The sequence below is a fragment of the Niallia sp. FSL W8-0954 genome, assembly GCF_038005605.1.
GTDB lineage: Bacteria > Bacillota > Bacilli > Bacillales > Cytobacillaceae > Niallia > Niallia circulans_A.
Genome location: NZ_JBBOTN010000001.1, coordinates 2,138,494 through 2,160,967 on the forward strand (window position 1 = coordinate 2,138,494; position 22,474 = coordinate 2,160,967).

23 protein-coding genes are annotated in these 22,474 nt (G+C 34.5%); 14 read left to right on the forward strand and 9 right to left on the reverse strand.

What is annotated here, in order from left to right; genetic code table 11:
- Nucleotides 1–815 precede the first annotated feature (815 nt).
- The 5 genes from NX902_RS10340 to NX902_RS10360 all read left to right on the forward strand — a co-directional run bounded on the left by NX902_RS10340 (nucleotide 816) and on the right by NX902_RS10360 (nucleotide 3,284).
- The gene (locus tag NX902_RS10340; RefSeq protein ID WP_341160709.1) at nucleotides 816–1,037 is read left to right on the forward strand and encodes a hypothetical protein; all 222 of its coding nucleotides are present in this window, start codon (nucleotides 816–818) and stop codon (nucleotides 1,035–1,037) included.
- Between the two features lie 32 nt (nucleotides 1,038–1,069).
- Nucleotides 1,070–1,318 (forward strand): hypothetical protein, encoded by a 249-nt coding sequence (locus tag NX902_RS10345; protein ID WP_172860310.1) that lies wholly within the window; start codon nucleotides 1,070–1,072, stop codon nucleotides 1,316–1,318.
- 24 nt (nucleotides 1,319–1,342) lie between these two features.
- Entirely contained in the window at nucleotides 1,343–1,513 is a 171-nt protein-coding gene (locus NX902_RS10350; RefSeq protein ID WP_235973417.1) for a sporulation protein Cse60, read from the forward strand.
- A 36-nt stretch (nucleotides 1,514–1,549) separates the two neighbouring features.
- Nucleotides 1,550–1,768, forward strand: a complete 219-nt coding sequence (locus NX902_RS10355; RefSeq protein WP_172860309.1) for a hypothetical protein — start codon at nucleotides 1,550–1,552, stop codon at nucleotides 1,766–1,768.
- 736 nt (nucleotides 1,769–2,504) lie between these two features.
- Nucleotides 2,505–3,284 carry an EcsC family protein gene (locus NX902_RS10360; RefSeq protein WP_172860311.1) on the forward strand — a complete coding sequence of 260 codons (780 nt, stop codon included), beginning with the start codon at nucleotides 2,505–2,507 and terminating at the stop codon, nucleotides 3,282–3,284.
- Nucleotides 3,285–3,375: 91 nt separating this feature from the next.
- Here the strand turns inward: NX902_RS10360 and NX902_RS10365 are convergent, their stop codons facing one another.
- Both NX902_RS10365 and NX902_RS10370 read right to left on the reverse strand, forming a co-directional pair.
- Nucleotides 3,376–3,516, reverse strand: a complete 141-nt coding sequence (locus NX902_RS10365; protein WP_171509537.1) for a hypothetical protein — start codon at nucleotides 3,514–3,516, stop codon at nucleotides 3,376–3,378.
- Between the two features lie 219 nt (nucleotides 3,517–3,735).
- Complete coding sequence (locus NX902_RS10370) at nucleotides 3,736–4,326, reverse strand: DedA family protein (protein WP_171510311.1); 591 nt, start codon at nucleotides 4,324–4,326, stop codon at nucleotides 3,736–3,738.
- 456 nt (nucleotides 4,327–4,782) lie between these two features.
- On the opposite strand from NX902_RS10370, the gene psiE reads away from it, so the two are divergent.
- On the forward strand, nucleotides 4,783–5,211 hold the full coding sequence (gene psiE / locus NX902_RS10375; RefSeq protein WP_047940088.1) for a phosphate-starvation-inducible protein PsiE: 429 nt from the start codon (nucleotides 4,783–4,785) through the stop codon (nucleotides 5,209–5,211).
- Nucleotides 5,212–5,446: 235 nt separating this feature from the next.
- On the opposite strand, the gene NX902_RS10380 is transcribed toward psiE, so the two are convergent.
- The 3 genes from NX902_RS10380 to NX902_RS10390 are packed head-to-tail and all read right to left on the reverse strand — an operon-like array spanning nucleotide 5,447 to nucleotide 10,268.
- Nucleotides 5,447–7,249 (reverse strand): ABC transporter substrate-binding protein, encoded by a 1,803-nt coding sequence (locus NX902_RS10380; protein ID WP_171509538.1) that lies wholly within the window; start codon nucleotides 7,247–7,249, stop codon nucleotides 5,447–5,449.
- Nucleotides 7,250–7,279: 30 nt separating this feature from the next.
- Entirely contained in the window at nucleotides 7,280–8,794 is a 1,515-nt protein-coding gene (locus NX902_RS10385; protein WP_172859354.1) for an ABC transporter permease, read from the reverse strand.
- A 13-nt stretch (nucleotides 8,795–8,807) separates the two neighbouring features.
- Nucleotides 8,808–10,268, reverse strand: a complete 1,461-nt coding sequence (locus tag NX902_RS10390; RefSeq protein ID WP_235973194.1) for an ABC transporter permease — start codon at nucleotides 10,266–10,268, stop codon at nucleotides 8,808–8,810.
- A 135-nt stretch (nucleotides 10,269–10,403) separates the two neighbouring features.
- Here NX902_RS10390 and NX902_RS10395 point away from each other — a divergent pair, with 135 nt between their 5' ends.
- Both NX902_RS10395 and murI read left to right on the forward strand, forming a co-directional pair.
- Complete coding sequence (locus NX902_RS10395; protein ID WP_163186555.1) at nucleotides 10,404–12,134, forward strand: dipeptide ABC transporter ATP-binding protein; 1,731 nt, start codon at nucleotides 10,404–10,406, stop codon at nucleotides 12,132–12,134.
- 256 nt (nucleotides 12,135–12,390) lie between these two features.
- Nucleotides 12,391–13,176: a glutamate racemase gene (murI, locus tag NX902_RS10400; RefSeq protein ID WP_341160710.1), complete on the forward strand. Its 786-nt coding sequence runs from the start codon at nucleotides 12,391–12,393 to the stop codon at nucleotides 13,174–13,176.
- A 107-nt stretch (nucleotides 13,177–13,283) separates the two neighbouring features.
- Here murI and NX902_RS10405 read toward each other — a convergent pair whose 3' ends face one another.
- From NX902_RS10405 to thrC, 3 genes are all read right to left on the reverse strand, one after another.
- A complete protein-coding gene (locus tag NX902_RS10405; protein ID WP_095329275.1) occupies nucleotides 13,284–14,528 on the reverse strand; it encodes an MFS transporter in 1,245 nt (414 codons plus the stop codon).
- Nucleotides 14,529–14,551: 23 nt separating this feature from the next.
- Nucleotides 14,552–15,478, reverse strand: coding sequence for a bifunctional helix-turn-helix transcriptional regulator/GNAT family N-acetyltransferase (locus NX902_RS10410; protein WP_095329276.1), 927 nt, complete (start codon nucleotides 15,476–15,478; stop codon nucleotides 14,552–14,554).
- A gap of 212 nt (nucleotides 15,479–15,690) precedes the next feature.
- On the reverse strand, nucleotides 15,691–16,965 hold the full coding sequence (thrC, locus tag NX902_RS10415; protein ID WP_341160711.1) for a threonine synthase: 1,275 nt from the start codon (nucleotides 16,963–16,965) through the stop codon (nucleotides 15,691–15,693).
- Between the two features lie 157 nt (nucleotides 16,966–17,122).
- On the opposite strand from thrC, the gene NX902_RS10420 reads away from it, so the two are divergent.
- The 6 genes from NX902_RS10420 (at nucleotide 17,123) to NX902_RS10445 (ending at nucleotide 21,211) form a co-directional block, all read left to right on the forward strand.
- Nucleotides 17,123–18,013, forward strand: a complete 891-nt coding sequence (locus NX902_RS10420; protein ID WP_163186561.1) for a LysR family transcriptional regulator — start codon at nucleotides 17,123–17,125, stop codon at nucleotides 18,011–18,013.
- 66 nt (nucleotides 18,014–18,079) lie between these two features.
- Complete coding sequence (locus NX902_RS10425) at nucleotides 18,080–18,421, forward strand: cupin domain-containing protein (protein ID WP_163186563.1); 342 nt, start codon at nucleotides 18,080–18,082, stop codon at nucleotides 18,419–18,421.
- Nucleotides 18,422–18,520: 99 nt separating this feature from the next.
- Nucleotides 18,521–18,877 (forward strand): YunG family protein, encoded by a 357-nt coding sequence (locus NX902_RS10430; protein ID WP_163186566.1) that lies wholly within the window; start codon nucleotides 18,521–18,523, stop codon nucleotides 18,875–18,877.
- 133 nt (nucleotides 18,878–19,010) lie between these two features.
- Nucleotides 19,011–19,526: a DinB family protein gene (locus NX902_RS10435; RefSeq protein ID WP_341160712.1), complete on the forward strand. Its 516-nt coding sequence runs from the start codon at nucleotides 19,011–19,013 to the stop codon at nucleotides 19,524–19,526.
- A gap of 582 nt (nucleotides 19,527–20,108) precedes the next feature.
- Complete coding sequence (locus NX902_RS10440; protein ID WP_163186568.1) at nucleotides 20,109–20,984, forward strand: helix-turn-helix domain-containing protein; 876 nt, start codon at nucleotides 20,109–20,111, stop codon at nucleotides 20,982–20,984.
- Nucleotides 20,985–21,046: 62 nt separating this feature from the next.
- Nucleotides 21,047–21,211 (forward strand): DUF5661 family protein, encoded by a 165-nt coding sequence (locus NX902_RS10445; RefSeq protein WP_341161075.1) that lies wholly within the window; start codon nucleotides 21,047–21,049, stop codon nucleotides 21,209–21,211.
- Nucleotides 21,212–21,478: 267 nt separating this feature from the next.
- Here the strand turns inward: NX902_RS10445 and NX902_RS10450 are convergent, their stop codons facing one another.
- Nucleotides 21,479–22,435, reverse strand: coding sequence for an NAD-dependent epimerase/dehydratase family protein (locus NX902_RS10450; protein WP_341160713.1), 957 nt, complete (start codon nucleotides 22,433–22,435; stop codon nucleotides 21,479–21,481).
- Nucleotides 22,436–22,474 lie beyond the last annotated feature (39 nt).

The following is a 22,474-nucleotide window of genomic DNA, read 5'->3' on the forward strand; positions in this document are numbered from 1 at the left end:
ATATGGAGATACAATAATTGCTCGTTATAAAGAGGGGAAGGAATGATCAGTTTCTTCCCTCACTTTCTCCCTGCTTATTGAGCAGGGCATTTTTATGCCTGTGATTTTCGGCTTTTCTCAAATCGAAATAGGATAATTATGAAGTATGATTCCTCTGTTCTCTTAATGTGGGTATAGGTGATATCCGTAAGAGAAGTAGATGGAGTTTTTAAAATAGAGTAAAATGTGTTAAGCTGCTTAAAAGCTATTCTATGCTAAAAATATAAATAAGCATAAAATTACTAAAGAGAGTATACATAAAACGAGCAATAGCAAGGAGAAGTTCTCTATTTTTAGATTCCATGTTCTGCTTAATAAGCTTAAGATATAGGATCCTAAAAGGAGATATACAAGGATTAATGGCGCAAGATCAATAAAAGTTTTCAATAAGAGATAAAAATAATAATAAAAACGTTAAAAAAGCTTACTAATAACACTTTGAATTGACTAAATATAACATGAAAATGACATCCAAGGGAGTGAAACATATATCTTCAGTAGTTATCTTGATCTGTTCTGCTATTATCTACTAATTTTTGTTGTAACATTTAACATTACTGTCTCTTCTCACATTAGGAGACAGATTTTTTTCTTCATTCTATCTGATTGATTTGTTCCATACAAGTTTATTATCCATAGTGGAATGGCCAGGTCTATTCCAAAAACAACAAAGTCTGTTTTTGTATAGTCCTTTTATTTTCGATTGAAACTTTTTGATTATTCAAACGTATTCCTATAGAGAGAGGAGAGGGGAAAGCGAATAAATTCTTTAGTAAATGTCCTTCTATTTTACTAATTGGCATGGTGACAGGAGTAGTGACTGTTCGGCTGAAGCGGATTCAAAAGACAAAAACATTACTACACTTGAAACTGTATTGAATGAAATATTTACAGTGCCTAATAAAGAACTTCACGATATTTTAGAAGATCTAAATAATTACACGATGATTGAGGATGGCAAAATTCAAATTCATCAAGTGACGCGTATTCTTACATAAAGAGGAAGTATAAGGAATCTTTTACCGAAGAAATGCATGATACAAGAGCCTACGCATTCAGCTATATAGCAACTAGTCCAAAAAACAGTGAAATGAAGATAAAGGACTTTAAAGTAGCCCAAAAAGAAAAACAGCAAAATATCTATGATGACACGGCTATTATTGGTTATAAAAAGGACGATGGCTCTCCAATAGAAAAATATGAGGTTAAGGGACAATTGAATTTTTCGGAAAGCGGAAAGATTGCGGATAGTAATTTATCTATGGATATAAGAAAATAATTAGGAAAAGGCAGGTACAACCTTATGATTCAAACAAAAGTTATTTCGGAGAAAAATAAAAAATTCGAGAAACATTTAAATAAAGTGTTAAAGGAATTGGAAAATCATGAAGTAATGGATATTAAGTTCGCTGTGAACAATGACCCTATAACAGAAGAGGGAATTTATACAGCCGTTATATTATATAAAGCATAAGTTTACGAAGAATGTATCCTGTCTAGGATGCTTTTCTTGTCGGAGAAAAGTTGGGAAGTGTTATTCTGCCTTTTTAGCATCAATAATAATGCCTATATTTTATTTAATTTTCTTGTAAAAATAACCAAATTTAAAAGAGGACTTAAGAGGAATGTTTGGAGTGAGGAAGAGAGCAGCTATACGTTAAGTAATTTAACTAATAGAGATATAGAAGTGGCAGAAAACCACTTCCAAGTGAAATTACCGAAAGCATAAATTATAATTCTAAAGAAGAACGGAGGAGAGTTGCAATACAATGCATTACCGATATCCCTAAATCGAATGGAAAGGTGATGATAATATTTTAATAGAGCATCTATTAGGGATAATCTGTTACGCTTACGATGCCAACAGGAAATACAACTGTCAAAGAGGTAAATGTGCTGGGGGAATCTGCCAAAGCAGTAACCTATTTAGAGCATTTTACTGATGATTTTTCAAGAGAATATAGATATTGAAGTGATTACGGAATAGAGAATACCAAAGAAGAGGAAAAGGAAGTTAATTAGAATTGGATGATCGCCTTGCACAAAAGCAATGTGAATGATTTAGAATACTTGCATAACAGGCCAGCTTATTAATTGCAAGGCTTTTTATTGTTTATTTTGCATAAGTGTTTATTTAAATAAATAAAAAATAGCTTTTAAAAGCTGAGGATAATATGTTCCTATGTAAATAATAGGCATTATTTTTATATGTAGGCCATTCCCTATATGCGTTAGCATTATTGATTCATACAGTGAACAACACACTCCCTAGTAAGATAGAAAAGTGCATGGTCATCGAGTAGAAGAACACTCTTTTTAATGAATCTTTTTTATATGAAAACTCGTATAAATGATTATCTTAAAAATCGAGTGAAATCAAATCTCGTCATTTCAATTCATTATGCATTTAAAGATAATTCAAAAAATGGGAGAATAGAATGGAACAGTTAAACAAAAATAAAGAAATGGAAAATCAAAAACTGCTTAGAAAAAAATTAAAGAATATTGAAAAATGGGAGAAAAACCAAAAAGGTTTGTTCTTTTGGGAAAAAATCGGAAGACTCCCATTTGTGCTGTTAGATAAATTGACACCGACATACATCCAAGAGAAAATACATATACTATTAGATGAAATTGCCGTATATATTGATAATGGCGGACAGTATCTAGTGGATAATGAGAAAACATTGTATAAAGTTAAAAAAGAATTATCGTTAAAGGAAGATGTGAAATTGGAAGATATAAAACATTTTCCGATTGATTCTATGGAACAGACAGCAGAAGCCTTTATCAAAAATCGTGCGAAAAATGCCCAAATTCAAGGGGCTACAACTGGTTTTGGCGGTATTTTTACACTTGCTGTTGATATCCCCCTTATCTTTGGAATTACGTTAAAAACCATCCAAGAAGTAGCAGTAGCATATGGTTATGACCCTTCAAATAAGGAAGAGCGAATATTTATGATTAAATGTATGCAATTTACGTCTTCTGATATAGTTGGAAAAAGAGCCATTTTAAATGAATTGACCAATGCCTCTAAGGAGGAAGGTTTCGCACAGCTGCAAGGGTGGAGAGAGGTGTTTGCTTCTTATCGGGATAATTTCGGATGGAAAAAACTCTTTCAAATGATACCAGTAGCGGGAATGATTTTTGGTGCCTATATGAATAAAGCGGCCATAAAAGAGGTAGGGGAAGTTGCTAATATGCTTTATCAAAAACGGAGAATATTGGAAAGATTAGGGTGAATTGCTGAACAGTTAGAAATCCAACCATATGATAGGGGAGGAAAGGGCAAAAGAAGAGCCCCCTTGATGGAACTAGAGGGCAGCTTTTAAATTATTTTCTTTTCGATTCCTGGATGGATACATGCTTTGGCCTTTTTGGATAGGATGCTTTTCCTGAATCATCTGGACCAGTAAGATCATTTCGCTGATCGAGAACCTTTCCCGTAAACTTAACTGGAATTTCCTTTTTCATCTTAACCACCTCCATTTAATAGGATGGGTAAAAACAAAAATCCAATGACAGGTAAATTTTCCATTTTCGATTTTAACAATAATCTTGATAGCGGGGTGAGCCCGATTTATGTTGAAGGAAGCCAAGAGGTATTGCTATAATTCACTTAATCTATAATACAGGAAAAAGAAACTAGCTCCATTATGTTTTAAATACACGCCGGAGCTAGTCCCTGTTTAACTATTGTACCTTCACCTTTTTTCTTTTTACAATGAGCCAAATAATGAATAGTGCGATAGGGATTAACAAATAGTTGGCATATTGACTAAATACTTCACCAGCTTTTTCCCATTGCGGGCCCAATTTATAGCCTAAATAGACATAAATGGCCGTAACAGGAAGCATAGCTAAATAAGTATAAATGATAAATTTCCATACATTCATTTTGGCCATTCCACAAGGAATCGAAATCGCTGTCCGAACTCCAGGAACAAAGCGGCCTAAAAAGGCAATACTCCCACCATATTTTTCGAAAAATTGATCTGATTTACTAATATGTTCATCTTTTATGAAAAAATATTTCCCGAACTTTATAATGGCTGCTCTTCCACCATAACGACCTATTGCATATAAAGTGAGTGGTCCCAATACACCGCCAATAGAACCTGCAAAAATAGCGCCATATAGATTCATATCTCCCTCAAATACCCAATAGCCAGCTAACGGTAGTACCAGTTCTGCTGGAACAAATTCAAAAGTTAATGCAAGCATAATACCAAAATATGAAAGTCCTTTAAAGGCCTCTATCATTTGTAAAATCAAATCTTCTATGGAAATCTCCTCCTATTATTTATGATAACGCAGAATTCAAACTACATCTTTATATGTAAGGCGAAAGTAAGTCTTTTACGTTATAGGTTATGTATTATTGCTTTAATATCAATAAAGGAAAATTATACTATACAATTGTAAACCTGTCGAATAGGATTTAGCATAGCAAAGAAGAGTGAGGAACAGTTATCTCAAAATTGCTATTGTTATATGTCGAAAAATATAGTTTTGACGAAAGGTCTCGAAGACAGAAGTATGGTGAAAGGAAAGATTTACAGCAAAATACGTCATTAAGAAAGGGGATTTATATTAGCGATAGCCTGTTCAGGAGCATAGATTTGGAATGGAAAAGATGATGTAAATGAGAAGTATTAAAAAGCCTCCTTTTTAATGGTTAATAATACAAATATGGCTCATATTAAATAGATAACATACCTAATAAAAGGAGCTAGATGGATGCAAAGTGTAAGAGCAAATCTAATCAAGTTTTTTACGCAACTGCCTATATTTTTACAAGCATTATTGAATAGCTGTTTGTTTCTTATAGGGATAACATTGAGTTTTCTTCTTATAAAAGAAACTTGGTTTATCTTTTCCTATGTCGCTTTTGTAACAGAGGATGAAAGAGATTATTATTTATTTACTGAGGAACTGCTTACTTTCTTTTTATACTTTGAATTTATAGCTTTAATAATCAAGTATTTTGATTCACATTTTCATTTTCCATTACGCTATCTCATTTATATTGGTATTACAGCTATAGTAAGATTAATTATTGTGGAGCATGATGCGCCCATTAATGCCTTCTGGTGGGCATTGGCTATTCTTATTTTGATTATTTCATTATTATTAACGAATTTAAGAATTCTCAAGAGGGATTATTAGTAATACTTTTGAAAGAAGAAAAGAAGAGATCTTTTACCAATAAATAGTGATGGATATAGGCTAAGCCTTTTTGAACCACAATACCTTTGCAAAAAGATTAGGGCCAGCATTTTTACTCATAAATAGGAGAGAACACTATCTGAAGTTATTTATAAGAATATCCATAGAATAGAAGTTAGGATTGATGGGAAACTCTCTCTATCCTAACTACAAGATAGGATAGAGAGAGGAATAGTTATTTTCCTTCGTGGTACTTTTTTAAATATTCTTTTACTTTATCAGCATCAGCGTTTAATTCATTGCCAGTCTCTACTAATGGACTTACGGTCGAAACTGCTTTAATTTTATTGCCTTGATAATAGTTAATAAAGTCGTCTTGATTAATAGAATACAATACTGCTTTTCTTAACTCATCACTATTCGCTACTTCTCTATTTTTCGTATTGAATAATAAGTAGGTTACAGCGTTACTTTCTTGACGTTGCAGAGTAAGCTTGCTATCTTCTTCCACTAAATTATATTTCGTTTCAGGTACTCCGTTGAAAAGGTGAATTTCTCCATTTCGTAAAGAAGAAAGGGCGCTATCAGCATCTGCTATAAAGCGTACTTGAACAGTAGAAATTTTCGGCTCAACATCGGTACCTTTTTGGTATGCTGGATTCTTTAAGAATACTGCTTCGTAATCATTTTTATAAGAAAGAATATAGGGGCCGCTAGCAAATAATGTATTATTATATTTGTCGCCTTCAGTTACTGTATTTTGATCCCCATAAGGAATGTCTTTATTGATGTCAAAGGAAGCTACATCATACGTATTAATGCTTTCTACTTGTTTCTTAGAAACGATACCTGCCGATTGATGGGCTAAATAATTTAAAACTTGTGGGAATGGCTCAGTAGTAATGACTTTAACTACTTGATACTTGCCTTCCTTATTATTTGCATCTTTTTTATCAGAGACTAATTCTGTAATTTCCTTGTCAAGATTTTTTTCTAGTGCGGCTTTTATGGTTGTGCCGCTTCCAGCTTCTTTCGCATTTAATTCTGCTAAATCTGTCACAAGCTCCGTTGTTTTAATATGTTCATGAAGGCTGTAAGTACGGTGATCCGGAACAGAATTTTTGTCTTTGGCGCGGTCAAGCGAGAAGATAACATCGTCTGCACCAACTCTTTCTCCAGTATCAACAGCTTTCTTGTCTTTGATTTGTGCAAAATTAATATCATCTCTTAGTAAGAAGTAATATTCAGAATTTCCATCAGCGATACTGTAATTATGAGATAGAGATCCTTCCGCAGTGACTTGGTCATCATCTGTTAAATTAATTAAACGGACATACATATTTGTATTTAATGTATTAATAGATCCATCATTTCCTTTAATCGGATCAAGAGAAGTTAGTGTAGAAATAGCTTGTTGAACAATTAATGGATCTGTATTTCTTTTGGAAGTATCTTTAAAGTCAATTGTTTCCCAAGCGATTGCTCTAGATTTTGCAAGTCGAACAGTTGCTGGATTCAAGACTTCTTTATTTACTCCTTGGGCTTTATAAGAAATGTATAAAGGAGCGATATAAGCTTTATCATATACTAGTTTTTGTTCTAATTCCTTATATGTTTCTTTATATTCATCCGGTGATTGCGTACTTGCCTTATCAATTAAAGTATCAATTTCTTCATCTGCTAAAATACTATAATCTCCGCCTGTTTTAAAGAGGGAGCGTACTGCATAATCTGGGTTACCTGTTACAGTCGTCCAGCTAGATACCGCAACATCATAATTTCCAGCATCTTGTTGTGCTTTGAAGCTCGCATAGTCTGGTTGAAGATTTAATTTAACGTCAAATCCATTTTTTATTAATTGATCTCTTAAAATATTGATGTCAGACTCACTTGTGCTGCTACCCAAGATTTCAATAGTAGGTTTGGCACTTGTTTTCCCATCATTCCCTTTGTCTTCCTCAACACTTGATTTCGTATTGACACATCCTGCCGCGACTAAAACAAAGACAAGCAAAAAGGCTAATAAACTCTTTTTCATGCAAAATTCCCCCTAAATAATATGTTTTAATTAATCTAACTTAGGATCTAATGCATCTCGAAGACCGTCTCCCAAAAAATTGAAGGAAAGGACTAAGGCTATGATGCATAATCCAGGATAAATGGCAAGATAGGAATGGGATTCAAGATAGGCACTTCCGATTTTTAGAATATTCCCCCATTCTGGAATATGCGGTTCAACCCCTAATCCAAGATAGCTTAAACTGCTTGTAGCTATCACAGCACTGCCAATAGTAAGAGTTGACTTAACAATCATCGGTGCAAGCGAGTTTGGAACTGCGTGCCTAAACAAGATGGTAAAATTATTTGCTCCCAATGCTCTTGCAGATTCAATATATTCGAGATTCGTAATCATGAGAATATTTGCTCTCATCGTTCGCGCATATGTTGGGATAGAGCCAACACTTAAAGCGATAATGAGAGTGATTGTATTCGAACCGAATGCGGCAATAATGACAATTGCAAGTAAAATACCAGGAATAGCATACAATACATCCAATAGCCTCATGATTACGTTATCTGCTCGATTACCATAATAACCAGCTAAGGCACCTAAGAACCCACCGATAAATAATGGAATAATAGTAGAAAGAAACCCTACAGTTAATGAAATTCTTGCTCCGAAAATAATTCTAGAAAAAAGGTCTCTACCAAAATCATCTGTACCTAAAGGATAGGCAAGACTGGGTGTCTGAAGGATGGCAGCGTAATTATTCTCCATTGCCATATCTTTATCGAATGTTAGATAACTGCATATAGATAAAGCAAACAGAAAAATAATAAAGAATAGGCCAAGCATGGCAGAAGCATTGTTGGTTATTTTCCTCCACGTTGTATTCCATCCAGCTTTCCCAGACAGTTTTTCTTTTCTTAAATCACGCAAGAAATTTATTCCTAAAAAAAGGGCAAATAAGTTCCCTGATAGTCCAGTAAGGAACAAGATTATTGAAAGTACGATAATTTTTGTAGCGTTTAAAGTACTTCTGTCTTTTTTGGATAGAAAATAAAAGACGTAAAGATAAAAAAAAGAAATCGCAATGAGAATATACATGCCTAGTAAAAACGTGTCTGCTACATATGGTTTAAACAAATTTAAAGCAGAAACAGCAATCACAAAAAACTGTGTTAATAGCATGTAAACAGCAAATATATAGTCAATTGATTTTTTTTCTTTAATCAGTAAAAGTCCAGATGAAGCAGTAAATACATTTCCAAACAGTACACTTAATAACTGAATATATCCCCATTTTCTTGTTGATTTTTGAATAGAGCCAAACTGCTTCAGGTTTTGTTTAATCTTCCATGTAATCAATACCTGTATAATCGATACGAATAGATAGGCAGCAAACGCACTAAAGAAAAATGGCTTAATCGCAGCCGATGAATAATCAAAGCCATTGATTAAGAAAATGACGGTCAGAATAAGAGAAACGATTAAGGAAAAAACTGCTTGTGAATATTCTAAAGATACTTTCTGTGCTTGTTTTCTTCGGTAATGTGGTGTATCTACCGTATTATTGGACATCGTAACACCTGCTTTAATATTGTTTCATTTTCGTACGTATACGTGGGTCAAAGAATGCATACAATACGTCAATTAATAAATTTACTAGGGAAATCGTTATGGCAATATAAACCACTCCGCCCAAAATGCTCGGAATATCAGGTATGAATTGCTTGTCAACAATAAAGCTTCCTATTCCGCTAATATTAAAAACTTTCTCTGTCACAGCTGCTCCACCAAGCATTCCGCCAAACAATAGACCGATAACAGTAATGACGGGAATCATGGCATTAGTGACAGCGTGCCTCCATATTACAGTTGACTTACTTAAGCCCTTTGCCTTTGCCGTAATAATGTAATCTTCATTAATGATTTCAAGTGTAGAAGAACGCATCATCCTGGCAATAGAAGCAGTAAGACCTGTTCCAAGAACGACTGCAGGCATGATAATGGAAATCCAATTATCAGGTACGTATGTAGCTGGAAACCATTTTAATTTAATCGAAAAATTAAGAATAAAGATTAACCCTTGCCAAAAATTTGGAATAGATAAACCGATTAAAGCAATAAACATAAAACTATAATCAAAAATAGAGTTAGGTTTAGTTGCTGAAATAATGCCTATAGGAATCGCAATAAGGATTGCCATAATAAGCGAAATAAAAGCAAGTGTAAATGTGATTGGAAACTTTCTTGCAATACTGTTTACGACTTCCTCATTTCCTGTGTAGGAATTACCTAAATCAAAGGTTAAAATTCCTTTAAAGGCTTGTATCAATTGGTGAAAATAAGACTGATCAAGACCATAGATATGATTAAAGTTGGCAATCTGATCTTTCGTTGCTGTTTCCCCAAGGATATTAACTGCCGGATCAAATGGTGAAAAATATAAAATAGTAAAGACAAGAAGTGTTACGCCAAAAATGACGAAAATGCTCATTATTAATCGCTCTAGGATGAACTTTAGATAGGGATTGATACAGATCAGCATAAATACATACATCAGTAAACCAGGTAAAAACAAAAGGGAAATTATCTTTTTGTTTGTAATGAAAGCTAGGAAGGTTTCTGAAAAGGTTACCTTCTTGTTTCCTAACGCAAGCATTTTTTCCTTGCTTCTTTCCATTATGTCCGTTTGAAATTGCTCATTTGCCCATTTTCTCGCTTCTTTATCTAGTTCAGAGGGTGTATGTGCTTGATTGAAAAATTGTATCTTCTTTTCTAGTTGTAAGCGAAATTTTTTATGTAAGCTTTCCCAATGCCCCTCTTTACGTAATTGCTCTTCTATTTCTTCCATAAATTTTTTTGAAGGATCATTCTGTTTCTTGAACAAATACAGGAACAAGGCGAAGAGTGTGACAGGCAAGCCCAAAATATAGATTGCCCAGTGATAAACAGGTCTTTTTTGAAGCTTAATAAAGCTTTCTTGTACAAGATTACGGACTGATCTAGTACGATTTCTGACTTTGCTGCTTTTTACATGAACAGGTTCCAAAATATTGTTTCCCCCCTTTTTCTTTAAATTGCATTATTCCGACCTGTATAGTATATTTTATTTGTAGATATCAGAAAAATCAATACATAGTTTGAAAGAAAAAGAGAAATAAGAAAAAAGATAGTGGGGGAGATTATGGAAGTAGTATTAAAGGTTGATAATCTGAGAGTCTCATTTACTTCAAATGAACAAGAGCTTGAAGCGGTAAGGGGAGTTAGTTTTGATATTAAAAAGGGAGAGACATTAGGTATAGTTGGGGAGTCCGGTAGTGGAAAGAGCGTAACAGCTCGTTCTATTATGCGACTACTTCCATCCCCGTCATCTCACTTGAAAAGTGGCGATATAACATTTTTGGGAGAAAATCTAGCAGAAAAAACGGAAAAGGAAATGGAAGGAATTCGCGGGAAGGATATTGGAATGATATTTCAAGATCCAATGACTTCATTAAATCCTACGATTAAAGTTGGGAAGCAAATTGCAGAAGGGATTTCTAAGCATCAACGTCTGTCAAAATCACAAGCGAAAAATCAGGCGATGGAATTACTGCGGCTTGTTGGCATAAGGCATCCCGAAGAAAGATTTAATCAGTATCCACATGAATTTTCAGGTGGAATGAGGCAAAGAGTAGTAATCGCAATGGCATTGGCTTGCCGTCCAACTTTACTTATTGCAGATGAGCCAACTACGGCATTAGATGTTACTATTCAGGCTCAGATTCTTGCTTTAATGAAGGAGATGCAGCAACGATTTGGCACTTCTATCATTCTAATTACACACGATCTCGGTGTAGTGGCAGGAATGTGTGATCGTGTAGTAGTGATGAAAGAAGGAGAAATAGTAGAGACTGGCACAACAGAGGACATATTTGAGCAGCCAAAGCATGTCTATACAAAAAAGCTGTTAAATGCTTTACCAAGACTTGATGAGAAAAAGAAGGTGAAACGAAAAGTCAGTATAACTTCAGAAGCCCTTGTTCACCCAATCCTTGAGGTTAATTCATTAAACAAGCATTTTGATCTTGGCAAGGGGAAGATAGTAAAAGCAGTAGATGACATTAGTTTTCATATCCAGGCTGGTGAAACATTAGGGCTTGTGGGAGAATCAGGATCTGGTAAATCAACGACAGGAAGATCGATTTTACGCTTGCATGAGCCAACTAGCGGTGAAACCCTATTTCAGGGAATTCCTGTTAATCGACTAACTAAGAAAGAGTTGAAAATGCTTCGACGTCATATGCAAATTATTTTTCAAGATCCTTATGCAAGTCTTAATCCAAGGTTTAAAGTTCTTGATATTATTGGCCAGGCGCTAGATATCCATCAGCTATATAAAGATACTCATCTCCGTTTAAAAAGGGTAGAAGAGTTATTAGAACTGGTAGGATTGGAAGCAAGTCACGCTTACCGTTATCCACATGAATTTTCAGGCGGACAAAGGCAAAGAATTGGCATTGCAAGAGCACTGGCAGTGGAGCCATCTTTCATCGTTTGTGATGAACCGTTATCTGCGTTGGATGTATCTATTCAAGCACAGATAGTAAAGCTTCTAGAAGAACTGCAACAAAAACTGGGTCTTACGTATTTATTTATTGCTCATGACTTAGCTATGGTGAAACATATTTGTGACAGAGTTGCCGTCATGTATGCGGGGAAAATAGTAGAAATTGCCGAAAGCGAAGAACTTTATTCCAATCCTTTACACGATTATACAAAGGCATTACTTTCCGCCATCCCAATCCCTGACCCTAAGATAGAGAAAAATAAGAAGATAATGAATCCAATAGATAATCGACAAATAAAATATGAGGTGGAGAATACACAACTTAAAGAGGTTTCAACTGGACATTGGGTAGCGATGCCTGTTTAGCATTGCTGCTCTGATAGGAAAATTCATAATATTATACACTTTGAGGTACTCCTAATTCATTAGATAGCTTTCATAATTTTTAATTTAAAAAAATAATCCATAAAGGTAATAGACGTTTTTGTTACATTATAATTCCGCAAACGCTTCTAACTATAAAGGACAGTTTACCTAAACAAAAGATAGAACTTAAAAACATTTAGAAAAAATGGTATTCTTAATAAGTGATATAAATTCTTTAGAAGAAGGTTGAAAAGTAGTGAGAATAGGATTTTTTGATTCTGGGATTGGTGGAATGAGTGTTCTTCACCAAGCAGTGCGGTTGCTTCCAAATGAAGATTACATATTTTATGCAGATACCTTACATGTTCCGTATGGTGAAAAATCAAAAGAAGAAGTACGAGATTATATTTTTAGTGCAGCAGATTTTTTAGCTGATCAAGGTATTAAAGCATTAGTGATTGCCTGTAATACGGCAACTAGTATCGCTGTAGACGATCTTCGCCAGAAATATGATTTTCCTATTTTGGGAATTGAACCTGCAGTAAAACCAGCAATTCAAAGCTGTGAAGGGAAACAAAAAAAGGTATTAGTATTGGCGACTAATTTAACACTTAAGGAAGAAAAGTTTCATAATCTTGTCAGAAGTTTGGACCAGCATGATATTGTGGACAGTTTAGCTCTTCCAGGTATTGTCCAATTTGCCGAGAACTTTGAATTCAGGGAAGAGAAAGTAATCCCTTATTTAGAAGAACAATTGGCTTCGTTCGATCTTAGGCAATATGGAACAATAGTGCTTGGATGTACCCATTTCCCATATTTCGAAAACAGCTTAAGAGCAATATTCCCTGGGAATACGAATATCATTTCTGGAAGTATTGGAACGGCAAAGAACCTGAAAAGAACTCTTGAAGAAAAGAATCTAATTAATATAGAGGGAACTGGCGATATTACATTTTTCCAATCAGATATTAAGATAGAAGCTCAAGAAACATTAGCAAAGTATAAAAAATTATTAGGAATATTAGATAAAGTAATATCTTGATGCATTTCGAAGGTTGTCTTTATTAATTTAGTCAATATAATAGGGTAAGGTAAATAGAAAGGTAAGCCTGTTTATTCGGCTTACCTTTAATCTTGTAGTTATTTTTGCTATTTTTCTTTTTGCGTAATTTTATGAGGTTCAGGGAGGAATATGTTTAAGATGGCTGCTCCTACAAGGATTATAATGGAAAAATAAAAAGAAATAGTATAACTACCTGTTTCATTATAAAAGAAGCCTGGTAAATAAGCGCCCAATGCTGATCCTATTTGATGACTAAGAAATAGCCACCCTAAAATGAATCCAATGGAATATTCCTCAAAATACTGTGTTGCCAGCAATTGCGTTGGAGCAACAGTAGCAAAGTCGACCAATCCAAAGATTACTGCAAAAATAAGTAATAAAGTGGAATTGTGACTAGACAAGAGAATCGCAATAGATAATGCCCTTATTCCATATAAAAGGAATAACATTTTGCGACTGCTCCAGCGGTCAGCAATTATACCTGATAGTAAGATACCAATAATATTAAACCCAGCTAGTATACTTACGGCAGCACTAGTAACACTTGTTGAAAAACCATGATCATGCGAAAATGGTATAAGATGTGTATCCATTAATCCTGTGGTAGTAAAACCACAGATCGCAAAAGGTAAAATTAAAAACCAAAACTGTCTTTTTAGAAAGACATTCCATATGGAAGTGTTTGTATCTAGAGTCTTTTTTGGAACTGAATCGTCTTCGGCAATTTCGCCGCCAATAGGAACTAACCCTTTCTCTTTAGGATGATTTCGTAAAAATAAAAGGACGATAGGAAAGACAAAAAGCACTAAAAAGGCGCCTAAGATAACAACGGTCATTTTCCAATTTAGTAAGTGGATCAGCAAAAGGGATCCAGGGACGAGAAGCATTTGTCCCGCACCAAAGCCAGCCTCCATAATTCCAAACGCTAGTCCACGTTTTTCATTAAACCAATTGGTTACAACTACTGTTGCAGCTACATTAGAGGCTCCTCCCACACCGAGAGAAACCATAATTCCATAGAGAAAGAATAACTGCCAGGGATGTGTTACAAAAGCCGTGAGAAAAATACTTATACCTACTAAGAAAGTGCTAAAAGATAAAATGAGCCGAGCCCCCAATTTATCTACTAGTCTCCCAATAAGTGGTTGAGACAGTCCATAGATGATAAAACTCAACGTGGAGATAAGTGAAATGGTTCCTCTATTCATGGAAAATTCTGTTTCCCACGGCTCAACAAAAGCTCCAAATGAAAGACGAACACCTTGGACGGCTAGAAAAGTCAAAAATGTAACAAAAACAATAATCCATGCGTAATGAAATGTTCTTTTCATATTTACCCCTCAAATAATAGTAATTAGCTTTTTTTTAGATCTAAATCCCAGCGTTCTTCTATTAAATCGGCTCCCCACAAAGATTTTTCCTCTTGTATTTCCGTTATTTCAAACCCAAATTTTTTATATAGTGGTCTAGCTGTAACCATTTCACTAACGGTCCAAAGAAAAATTTGCTCATAATCATGTTCTTTACAATATTGGATAAGAGCGTTAATAAGTTGAGTGCCGATTCCTTTTTTGTGAAAGGATGGATTTACTAAGAACCATCTTAACTGTCCTATGTTATTGCCATCATTCACTAAGCCAATACAGCCTGCAAATTCGCGATTTATTTCTGCAATCCAGATTCTTTCGATATCAGCACGAAATGTCTCCTCCAGATAGGCTAAAAAACTGTTATCCCATTTATGGACTTGATTATAAAATAACCATTGATGTTCAATCATGTTGTTAATATCTTCTAAAGTATAATAACTTCTAATAGAAACGGTCTCCTCGTTTTTTTCGTTAAATGAGGCAGAAAGAATTTCTTGGATTGTACACATGGAGGCTATTAGCTTTTGCTGCTGCTCAGGGTTCAAAGATTCACGTATGTATTCTACTTGCTGATTAGCTTTTTTCTCCAACTCTTTGTAAATCAATTCCCCATGACTGGTAACATATAAAAGATGATTACGGCCATCATCTTTACACTTTTGCTTATAAACCATTTTCTCTTTTTCGAATTTTTTGACAATTCTACTTACATAACCGCCATCTAAATCTAATCTTTCTTGAATATTTTTGGCTGTACAATTTTCTGTGTTATAAATTTCAAAGAGAATACGAGTTTCTGTTAATGAAAAAGGGCTATTATAAATATGTTCATTTAGAAAGCCTAACACATCTGTGTAAAACCTATTGAATTTTCTGAATTCAAACCCAAACTTACTCTGCACATCTATCATTTTTAACACCTCAATTAATAGTATAATGTCATTATTTTCTTATTCTAGTCAAAATACTTGCTGAAGTCAACTATTTATTGAGCGTTATTTTTTAAAAGATAAATAGGTTAGTTTGCATGTAAAGTAGGAAAAAACGTTCCTGCAGGGATAGGAACGTTTTTGTTAAAGGGAGACTAATAAGTTTTCGATCAGCCGTCAAGTTCTTTCGACTTTCATTTTTCACTTTTCATGCTAGTACTTATGCTGCTCAGTGATAGATTAGTATGGTGAATGTTATTTTTATAGGTGGCATTGGTATTTTCCACGTGATGGTAGTACTTTAAAACATCCGTGTCTTTGAGAATATTTCCAGTCAGAATACATAAGGCGGATTCTTCTTTATCAATTACCTGTTTAGAAACTAAATTGCGCAGTCCGGCAATGGTTGCTGCTGAAGCAGGCTCACAGCCAATTCCGCTTTTATCAATCATAGCTTTAGCATCAAGAATCTCCTCATCTGTTACAGATATAGTAACTCCCTGTGTTTGGAATAGAGTATGCAATGCTTTTTTCCAGCTTGGTGGATTACCGATATTCAACGCAGAAGCACGAGTGTATGGAACAGGCTCAGGAATAAGTTCCTTTTTTTGTTGGGATACCATTTTATGAAATGGGCTAGCGCCTTCTGCTTGAACAACTGCCACTCGCGGCATTTTCTTAATTAATCCCAGCGTATATAAATCAGATAAGCCTTTTCCTAATGCTGTTGCATTGCTTAAAGCACCACCAGGAACGATTATCCATTCAGGTAATTCCCAGTTTAAATACTGTGCGATTTCATAAATAATACTTTTTTGACCTTCAATTCTAAATGGATTGATAGAATTACAAACATATAATTCAAGCTCATGGCTATATTTTTCTAAAAATTGAATGCCGTCGTCATAAGTCCCTGGAAAACTAAACACTTTTGCACCATAAGAAACTGTCTGTAGAACTTTATTTAAAGAGATATCTTTATCTGGGACGAATACATAAGAATTTGCGCTAGCAATGGATGCGTACATCGCTAAAGAAGAAGAAGTATTTCCGGTCGACGTACAAGTGAACTTCTTATATCCTAAGGAGTTTCCATGAGAAACAGCAACAGTCATGCCGTTATCCTTAAATGAACCACTAGGGTTCTCACTTTGTGCCTTGACAAAAACTTGTTTAAGCCCTGTATAAGTTTGTAGTAATTCTGAAGCATATAATCCTGTATTCCCTTCATATTTTGTGACAATAAAGTTATCAGGCAACTCAGGAAAGATTAACTCTTTGTATCTCCATACTCCACTTGCATAAGGTGTCATCCGTTCTGAAAGTCGTTCTTTAAATAAATGCTTTAAAAAATCAGCATCGTAATGTTGGAAATCATGCACGATATCAAGCAGACCGCCGCATGAACAATGATAGGCAAATTCACTTGAAGTAAATACTTTCTTACAGTCAATACATATAAATTTCATCGTTGTGGGTATCTTCTAGATCCCATTCACCTCTTTAAAAGAAAATTTTTATTGCGAATTAGCTTTTGTAATTTTAGAATAAAAGAAAATAATAAATAAATCTAATATATATTTATTTGACATTGATAACTTTTATCTATGAATCTAGAGGTGTAATATGAATCTTCACGCATTGAAGCTATTTCACATCGTGGCTGAAAAAGGAAATGTTACTCGCGCTGCAGAGGAGCTGAATATAAGTCAACCCGCTGTAACAGCGCAAATAAAAAAATTAGAACAAGAGATAGGGATGACTTTATTAGCACCGAAAGGAAGAGGGATTTTATTAACGGAAGTAGGAATAGAACTTGCCAAACACTCTAAAAGAGTATTTTCCCTTGAAGGAGAAATGGAAGCATATCTTGACCAATATAAAAATGGTTCGATTGGAAAGCTGCGTATTGTTGCAACCTATCTTCCAGCAAATTTTCTGTTGCCTAAATGGCTTGCAAAATATAAGCGAAGATATCCTGAGGTTGAAGTAGAATTAACTACTACTAATTCGCTTAAAGCGATGGATCAAATAATTAATTATCAGGCAGAAATAGCTTTCATTGGTGGGAAAAGAGAGTCCCATCCATTTCTAAACACAAGCGAATTATTTGAGGATGAAATGTGGTTTGTAGTGCACAAAAACCATAAGTTTGCTGCAAAAAAGGTTACATTAGGACAAGTTATGTGCGAGCCATTTGTATTTAGAGAAAAGGGTAGTTCTGCGCGGGAAAAGTTGGTTTCGCTATGTACAATAAACAGCATTAATCAACCAACCGTCGGCTTACAAATTAATGGATTAAATGAAGCGATTAGGGTTGTCATGGAAGGTTATGGGGTTACTTTTGTCTCATCTCTAGAAGTTAAAGAATATATTGCTCGCGGAGATTTAGCTATAGTGGATGTAGAAGGGGTTGAGTTAAAAAACCCTATCTCCATCTGCAGGAGAAGAGAAGATGAACTTTCAATGCCTGCCCAACATTTCATACAAATGGTTATGAATGACGAGAATAATTAACTCGCAGTTAAAGAGGAAGAAGGATGGATGGAGTTATGTTATTAATACAAGGGGGAGAGAAAAAGAATGAAAAAAAATAAAAGCAATGCGGAACATTACCTATGGGGAGATAATTGTGATGGATGGCATTTAGTGAAGAATCAAGATTTGAGTATAATTCATGAACGTATGCCTGCTCATACATCAGAAGTAAGACATTATCATCAACACGCGCGCCAGTTTTTCTATGTTTTATCAGGAGTAGCAACGATTGAAGTTGACGGCAAAGAAATAACTTTAAAACCGCACGAGGGAATAGAGGTTCCACCTTTAGTGCCACACCAAATGTTTAATAAATCAAATAATGAAGTAGAGTTTTTGGTGACTTCTCAACCGACAAGTAAAGGAGATAGGGTTTTAGTGGATTAAAAAGATTCATGAATTCAAGAAGAATTCATGTTATTTTGTTAGAGTAGGATTGCTAAGAAGGAAAGATGCGCTTTTGTAAATGGGGGGGTACTGAATTATATGGAGAACAACTTATCAAAAATAGAACAGGTTGAAAAAGCTCTGTATAAATCTTGGTCTTTAGAATCAAGTTCAAAATGGAGGGAGGACAATCCAGCTAAGGGACATTGCGGTGTAACTACATTAGTAGTAAATGATATATTAGGTGGAGAAATTAAAAAAACTAAACTTCCTGATGGATGGCATTTTTATAATGTTTTGGATGGGAAACGATACGATTTTACAGCATCTCAATTTAGAGAAGCTATCGTATACATGGATTTTCCTTCAAACAGAGAAGAAGCATATATGGATACAAATGAGAAACAGTATAATTATTTAAAACAAAGAGTTTTGAAAAACTTGGATATTACTTGAATTAATGATTCTTTCCTTTAGAGTTTGGATGGCATTTTCTTATGGTGTACAACGAAGTATGTCAGTTTCACAGGAAAAATTTTACAGGAAATATAATTGTGGATTATATTGGTAAATGAAGAGGGGAATTAATATGCTATTAGATTTAAAGGGCGATTCGCAAATGGATCCAATTTTCGGAATGCTATATTCCATGGTAGAAAATAATTATCAAAGACTCAAATCGATTGTGGCTGGTATGAATCAAGAGGAGCTAGAATACAAAGGTCCTAGTAAAAATGACAATAGTACTGCGCAATTACTGAGACATTTAATGTATGTTGACTTAAATTGGGTCTACCGAATAAGAGGAAAGCTAATTCCCAAAGAACTTGAAGATAGATATGGACCAATGTTAGATAAAAATAATCAATTACCGCAAGTTACAGATATTTCATTAGAAGTACTTCTAAACGAATATGATTATGTTTTATCTTTGCTTAAATCTTTATGCTGCCAGCTAACGGATAAAGATTTACTTCAAACAGTGGAATATGAGGATGGAAACGATGCAACTATTCAATGGGGAATTTGGCATCTGGCAGATCATAACAGATATCATCAAGCTCATATTAATCAATTGCGCAAATGGTTTAGTACATACAATTAAAAGGTTTATGTTCCATAAAGAGATAATAATAGTGGATTTCAATAGAAGAGGGTGGAAATAAAAGAGATAATGGGTAAAGAGAACAAGTGCTAATTTAGTAGTGAAACCAATTGGTTTCATTAGTTCCATATTTTTTCAACCCTTAAACATTGTTAGTAGGAAAAATGGAGCAGACAGAATACACAGGATTCCTTGGAAGCTGTGAGGAAGACTTTAGAGCCTGCAGGTGAAGAAAGACCGTGTCTTAAAACTTTAAAACCTATAAAAGCGAAGTGTAACCAATCTGCAGGGATTACCACCAGCTTTCTTTCTTAAAATAAAATAACCGAACAGTTATGCGAAAATTCTTCGTATAATTGTTCTTTTTTTATTTGGTTGGAATATTACTCCCAAGAACCTTACAGTTACTTGTTCCCTTTTTCTTATTCGACTTGAAACCGGTATAATAGGAACAATCGTTTAATTGTAAACCAACTTATCCACAAGAGAAAATCTCTACCGGATTAAAACATAATAAAGCTAGCAAATAATATCAAAAAATATAATTGGCTATCCTCTAATATTATAAGTGAGGTGAGTAAGGTGTATCGCAAAGTAGCTCAAGATGTAATTTGTTTTCTAGAAGACTATTTGTTAGAAGATTGGCATTTAGAGGATTATGCATCAAAAATCGGTTATTCAAAATTTCATTTATCACGGATCTTTAAAGAGGAAACTGGATTGACGATAAGTGAATATATTCGAAAACGAAGACTGGCAACAGCAGCAATGCAATTATTATATTCAGATGATTCACTAATTGACATTGCGTTTAAATTACATTTTCAGTCACAGGAAGCTTTCACACGTTCTTTTAAAGAGCTATATACAATGCCGCCAGGAAAATACCGCAGAGTAATGCGAATACTTCAAGGAATGGAGGAAAAAGTGATGAGTGATCATACAATAATTAAAGGATGGAATTTAAGCGGTTCAAACCCAGCATTATATGAAATGAGAACAGATGAACAAGTATTTCATACAGGTACGAAATCAGGCTTGTTAATTTCAAAAGCAGATATAGGAGAAGGGCAATTTGGAACAATGATGCAAAGTTTTTCTGCAGATAATTGGAAAGGAAAACGTATTAAAATGTCTTGCTTTATAAAGACAGAAGAAGTTAGAAAGTGTGGAGTTTGGTGTCGAGTAGATAATGCTTTAAGCGATGTAATCCAATTTGATAATATGGACGATCGATCGATAGAAGGTACAACAGATTGGAATTTTTATACGATAGTTTTAGATGTTCCAAAAGAAAGTAAATCGATCCATTTCGGAGTCTTGCTAACAGGAACAGGTAAAGTATGGGCTGATGGTTTTAAATTTGAAGAAGTAAATCTTTCTGTGCCATCGACTAATATGCTGATACGAGATACTTTACCGCTAGAGCCAATTAATTTAGATTTTAATGAAGGCTGATGATTTTTTCTATTAGTTATTGATTTACTGCTACTTTCTACGTCAAGGCTGATCGGCCTATTATTACTGGAAAGATTGTATTAACTCATCTTAATGAGTTCCCTGATTACTACAAAAAATTAAAGGCACTGGAAGGGGAAGCTAAAGCATTTGGAATAAAGGATAAAGCTGGGGCTTATATTGCAGAACGGAATAGCCAAATTGTAAAGATGAATAATCGTTCATAAAATTAATTAGTTCAAAAAAAATAAAGCAGCTTGAAGACAAGATTCCTATTGGTATCAGGGCAACAGCGTGAACTACACGAGGGTTTAGCATTGATTTAGTAGTAAGATAAGTGTATTCACGCTGTTGGTATTAGAAATAAACCTTCCTGAAACTGCCTTGAAAAATCTGAAAGATTATGAGAATCCTTCTTTAGTCTTTCGTTGAAATAATTTAGAAGCTAAAATAATTATGTCCTAATCTCTTAATATCTGAATATATTATTTAGCTCACTGCGTGTCTTTTTGAATGGAGCGAATTGTTTCGGCCAAACCTACTTCAAATGAAGTTTGGATTAAGGAACCAATTGTCTTTTGATACTTGCTGCCATCTAAGTAAACAGGAGTTTCTGTTAAATAAGACATTTCAACCATCTCTTTCATGACGGGGCTGAATATTTCAATCAGCTTTAACATGTATCTTGTTAAGGGGATTACCGGAGCTGATTTTTCTGCTGAAGATTGGGCTATCTGGATGAATCTTTTTCCGGTTATAATGTTTCCTGGAATATTCCAGTTTTGACCATATGCATCATTATTCATAGCAAGTTCTATAATCATTTTTGCTGCATCAGGTAGATATACATACTCCCTTGGAATAGAAAGAGAACCAATATAAGAAGATATTTTTCCTTTCGCTATATTTACCAATGTCATCCCCAAATAGGAGTTGAAATTTGCTGTAGGTCCATAATAATCTGGAAGTCTAATAATCATTGGTTCGGCCTTTGTCCACTCATTACTGAAAATTAGTTTTTCTAATTCAAGTTTAATTTTCCCCTTCTTTGTATGGGGATTTTTTGGATGTTCCTCATCGACTAACGGGGTTATTGCTTTTCCATAGGGATATATTCCATCAATAAATACGATTTTTTTGCTAAGTTTATTTGCAGCAGTCATGACACCTTCTCCTAAAGGAATTTGAGAACGATGCATTTCCTCATATGGAACAGCTGCACATTGAAAAATTACGTCAACATCTTTAGCAGCCTCATAAATACTGTTATAGTCAAAGGCATTTCCTGCTTTCAATGTCAATAAATTGCTATTACTCAATTTTTCTTTTAAGCTACGAAGTTTATCCATCGATCTACCAAAAGCGATTGTTTTAATTCCTCTATTTAGTAATTCCTCTGTAATGGCAGCTCCAGTACCGCCGGTTGCACCTAATACAATAACATTTTTCATAATAAGTTCAGCCTTTCTATTTTATTTAGTAATTGATCA